Annotated in this window: 5 protein-coding genes and 1 pseudogene; all 6 read left to right on the top strand. The window is 33.8% G+C overall.

Annotated elements, in window-relative coordinates; translation table 11 throughout:
- Window positions 1-591 precede the first annotated feature (591 nt).
- Window positions 592-774: a hypothetical protein gene (locus tag AB6N09_RS05520; protein ID WP_411131928.1), complete on the top strand. Its 183-nt coding sequence runs from the start codon at window positions 592-594 to the stop codon at window positions 772-774.
- A 176-nt stretch (window positions 775-950) separates the two neighbouring features.
- Window positions 951-1166: an ankyrin repeat domain-containing protein gene (locus tag AB6N09_RS05515; protein ID WP_411131929.1), complete on the top strand. Its 216-nt coding sequence runs from the start codon at window positions 951-953 to the stop codon at window positions 1164-1166.
- A gap of 43 nt (window positions 1167-1209) precedes the next feature.
- Window positions 1210-2622 carry an ATP-binding protein gene (locus AB6N09_RS05510; protein ID WP_411131927.1) on the top strand — a complete coding sequence of 471 codons (1413 nt, stop codon included), beginning with the start codon at window positions 1210-1212 and terminating at the stop codon, window positions 2620-2622.
- 605 nt (window positions 2623-3227) lie between these two features.
- Window positions 3228-3521, top strand: coding sequence for a hypothetical protein (locus AB6N09_RS05505; protein ID WP_411131926.1), 294 nt, complete (start codon window positions 3228-3230; stop codon window positions 3519-3521).
- A gap of 72 nt (window positions 3522-3593) precedes the next feature.
- Window positions 3594-3947 (top strand): C48 family peptidase, encoded by a 354-nt coding sequence (locus tag AB6N09_RS05500; protein WP_411131925.1) that lies wholly within the window; start codon window positions 3594-3596, stop codon window positions 3945-3947.
- 212 nt (window positions 3948-4159) lie between these two features.
- Window positions 4160-4264: pseudogene (locus AB6N09_RS05495) on the top strand (IS110 family transposase); the annotation flags it as partial.

Below are 4264 nucleotides of genomic sequence, written 5' to 3'. Positions count from 1 at the left end.
GAAACGCGCTTATAAGTCGTTTAAGACAGTATAGTACGCCAATTTGCAGGATTAGAGAGTGAGCAACTTCTACCACGGGATTTCTTTTGTCTTTTTTTTTTATTTGGTAAATTTTTTAAATATTTATTACTAAAGTAGCATCCTGGATCCCAGTGTCAGCCACTTGAATGACAAGAAGAGGGGCTACTTGGATGACATCCTTCCGGTGGTTTGCACCACTTAGGCAAAGATAGGTAATAAATTTATTTACTCGATGTATACCACTAGTTCCTTGCGAACTTTTGTTTATAGTAACTTTGCTATTCGCTGAAATTAGCTATATTAGCTTACTTTTACCAAATATGCATACGAACTAGCTTGCCTAACTTTTTTACAACAATTTTAAGCTTCTATTTCCACAATTTTATTTTTACCAAATAAGCTCTCACAAAGATACGTACTTTTTGCACTTTTGGTAAAGAGTAAATAATCGGATTTTTTGTAACGCTAATTTGTAGTAAGTTTCTGTTGAATTGAGAAAAAATAAAAATCTTTATTTCTTTTTCAGAATATGTTATAAATTAACTGTGGTTTATTTAACTAGAAAGATTTATGTCTGATGAGGTATCGCTAGCAGAAATGTTAGCTTCAGTAAGTAAGGAAAATGACTTAAGTGGGCTTAACGTAGTTGATAAAATAAAAGATGAGCTAAAAAAGAAAAGTGAAGTTGCATATCAAAAGTGGGAAGAGAATCAATTTAACATAAATCATCTGTTTACCGTGAAAGAGGGTTAACCTGATAAAAGGAACACAAAAGTTACTTTATTGTACATAGCTACTGCAATTTGTGCTACAAATTTAGTAAAGGCTTTATTAGGAGTAGAAGAAATCGATGTTGATAAAGGAATTTATTTTTATACCACTTCTGAACTTACTACTTTACGCTAGCTGCTATGGAGGGTTATAAGTAAATAGCAGAATTTCTAATAAGCAAAGGGGCAAATATTAATTGTGGTTACGATACCCCTTTACGTTTAGCTGTTCAAAACGCTCATACTGAGCTAGTAAAGCTTTTGATAAAAGAAGAAACACATATCGACAAAAGAGATATAAGTACTCTCTTAGTGAAAGCTCCTACAAAAACGTACCGAGGTAGCAGATTGTATAGTAAAGTTTTTCTTAGATAGGGAAAAAGGTACTGATATAATAGATGGTGAAGGAAATAATCTTTTGCACTATGCTGCTGATAGTTGTAGTGAGGAAATAATACTAACTTTGATAGGAAAGAATGTTGATCCTTGGTCAAAGAATCATAATGGTAAAACTTCAGTAGAGATTTATACATCTAAATATCCAAATGGATCTTGGTACTTAAAGAAGCTGGAAAAAGCAACAAGTAGAAGTAATATCGCTTTTTACTTAATGATAACACTGTGTGCTACAGTAGTAATAACAACAACTTTTGTGACTGATATGAAAGTACCTGGTATAACTGAGGCCACTATAGTTGCGCCAGAGATATTATATGTAATAGGTGCGGCTGTGCTTGTGTTCGCACTCGCATTTATAGTTAGGTATATTACATACAAAGTGTGTGAACCTAGTGCTAAAATAGATGATACCAAAGAAATGCAAGGCTTAAGTATAACAAATACTGAGGGAGAAAACAAAGAAAAATCAGCTAATTCGGTAAAATTAACTCAAAGAAATAGATTCGTTATAAAGGAGAAGAGGAAGGATTTGTTTGATAATCAGTATGAGCAAGAAGTAAAAGACTTAATAAAAATAGTTGACCAAGATGAAAGAATAACATTTAACGATATTGTAATCAAAGACGAGTTAAAGAAAGGGTTAAAAGTAATATGCAATCAAATATCAGAAAAAATGCAGGAGAAAATGAGAAAGTTGCAGTATAAGCCACCAGTAGGCCATGTTTTTTATGGCCCTCCTGGTACTGGTAAAACTCTTCTTGCTCGTGCAATTGCAGGTGAAACTGATAGATCGTTTATAAGTATTTCAGGTTCTGAGCTAGTTGGGAAATATTCAGGCCAAGGTGTATATCATGTACGTGACCTTTTTAAACAAGCGAGACAAAATGCTCCTTGCGTAATTTTTATAGATGAAATAGATGCCATTGGCGGAAAGCGCATTTCTGACAATCATCCTACAAGCAGAAACCAAAATCAGACTTTGAATCAACTGTTGACCGAGATGGATGGATTCAAAAACAATAAAGATATAATCGTGATTGCTGCAACTAACCGTATAGAAACTTTAGATAGCGCATTGCTCAGAGCTGGCCGCTTCTCTAAAAAAATTCATATTCCTTTACCAGATGAGGGTTTACGTAAAGAAATATTAAAATTTTATATAAAGGATTTACCAACAGAAGAGTTAGATCTTAAATATCTTGCAGACAAAACCAAGGGCTTTTCTGGAGCTGATATTAGTCATTTGGTAAACGAAGTAAAGCTTCATGTTATATACCGAACTGAAGAAGTAAATGAAGATGATATAAAGCTTACTATGTCAGATTTTACAACTGTACTTAAAAGGCTTAGAAGTGAATTCCGAAAGTCTGAAAATAATCAAACAGGTAATAAAATGGATAACTGTACTTTTTCACATGTGGCTCATAGTTAATGCCAAACTAGCAGTTTTACATGACACCATTGAGGAAAATGAGTTGATACTCATAGCTAACCGAAGTAAAGGGAGTGCTAAATACGCACCAAGTTAAGATTGCAAGCAGGTTACAGCTAGTTCCTTGCGAACTTTTGTTTATAGTAATTTTAATATCCACTGAGATTGGCTATATTGGCTTACTTTTACTAAATTTATATAGGAACTAGTTTGCCTAACTTTACTACCACAAATTCAAGCTTATATTTTCACAACCCTATTTTTGCCAAACAAGCTCTTACAAAGGTACGTACTTTTTATGGTTTTGGTAAAAGTAAATAATTGAAATTTTTGTAGCGTTATAGAGTACGGTACTTTCTGTTGTTTAATTTATTTGACAATTGCTGAAATATTGGTTAATATGTTTATATAGATTATAAGGAAAAGAAATTGGGAAACAAACAAACTGCAGAGATTGCAAAGACGAAAAAGATAAACCCTTTTGTGTTCGTGCGAGAGGGAAGCGACTAGATATAAAAGCACTAGTAAAAAATTTACAGAGTAAACCAGACATTACAGGACTTTGTCTATCGAATTGTCAAGCTCGTGATGAAGATGCGAGAGAATTGGCTAAACTAACTCACCTTACTAGCCTTAATTTAAGACAAAACTACTACGTTAGCTATAATGGGGCAGCAGAATTATTTGCGAAACTTACAAAGCTTGAGAAACTTGATCTCAGTGATAATGATATTAGCTATAACGATGCAAAGGAACTAGATAAGCTCGGAGCTCCTAATGTATTTATGTTGAATAGAGATTGTGATAACAATATTACACTTCAATCACGTATTGCGGCTAAGGGGCGTAAAGAAGGGCATTTTATTGATAACACCTTCAAAGGTTTCTACATACATTAGCTATGGAATGATGAACTCTCCGAATTAGCAAGACACTGCTATAAGTGGAATGTAGATGATGGCGTAATCTTTGTGGATCGTGATCGACTTGCGCGGGAACAGATAGATCTGTGGAAGGATAATCGAGATAAAATATTAATATCAATTGTTGATGAGGGTGGTATTCACTGGGCATTGTTAGTTGCACACAAAAGTCGCGTTTTCTTTGTTGATTCTGAGGGAAACCCAATACGTGACGGTGGCGGAGCTGAAATGCGATATAATCAATTAAATGAAGCTGTGTCTGATAATGAGGGAAAAGATATTGAAATTCATGACTTATCATTTGAACAGCAGCTCGATGGTTCGAATTGTGGAATATTTGCTTTAGAAAATGCACGGATTATTGAAAGGGTTATTAAGGAGAGTAAAAAGATTGTAAGTTAAAAATGTGATATAAAAGAGATAAGAGAGAAAGATAACCCTACTCACTATAGGAATAGAGTTATCATGTGCGTGTGCGACCGAGAAAAAATTGGTATTACAACCTTTCTTATCAAGGCACACTAGCCCTATCTCTCGATACGTTTGAATAGTTGTTTGGGAAATATATATATGCACCAGTTTACAATCTTAAATTAACAAAACTATCGAGGTTTATTGTTGTTACATCTTATCAAAATTTTATTGGCATTGACATCGGAAAATTTAAAAATGTCGTTGCAATTCACAAACAGGAGAATGCTGTCGAATTTGATAATAAT

It is taken from the genome of Wolbachia endosymbiont of Tettigetta isshikii (assembly GCF_041154185.1).
In the GTDB taxonomy this organism is placed as follows: domain Bacteria; phylum Pseudomonadota; class Alphaproteobacteria; order Rickettsiales; family Anaplasmataceae; genus Wolbachia.
The sequence above is the reverse complement of the archived record's forward strand: the minus strand, read 5'-3'. Positions and strand labels throughout refer to the sequence as shown.

Coding starts and splice junctions, on each gene's coding strand:
- AB6N09_RS05520 (WP_411131928.1), top strand. CDS start 592: ATGTCTGATGAGGTATCGCTAGCAGAAATGTTAGCTTCAGTAAGTAAG.